Source organism: Mesorhizobium sp. M8A.F.Ca.ET.208.01.1.1, assembly GCF_004791315.1.
GTDB lineage: Bacteria > Pseudomonadota > Alphaproteobacteria > Rhizobiales > Rhizobiaceae > Mesorhizobium.
Genome location: NZ_SRUT01000273.1, coordinates 1 through 309 on the forward strand (window position 1 = coordinate 1; position 309 = coordinate 309).

General features: G+C 60.8%; 1 pseudogene. It reads left to right on the top strand.

The features are described from left to right. Positions 1 to 113 precede the first annotated feature (113 nt). Positions 114 to 309: pseudogene (locus EN851_RS37575) on the top strand (AraC family transcriptional regulator); the annotation flags it as partial.

The window sequence follows — 309 nt, forward strand, 5'->3', positions numbered from 1 at the left end:
GCAGGGCTTCGGCAAAAGATTCAATCATGGCTGCTGCCTCGTTTGTCAGGAGAGGGCAAGCAGTAACGGCATTGCAGGGTTCTGCGCTTGGGAAAAATTGCTATCTTTCAGTGATGGCGACGGCTGACGAAAATCTTGCTTCGGGACCTGGTTGGCAGGTGTCCGACGTGATCTGCACCGCCCGCGCCGGCGACAGGCCATTTGAGGAACAGCATCGCAGTTTTTGCGTCGCCGCGGTGACCAGGGGCACCTTCCGCTACCGCACGCGTCAGGGCACGGCGATGCTGGCGCCAGGCGCCATCCTGCTCG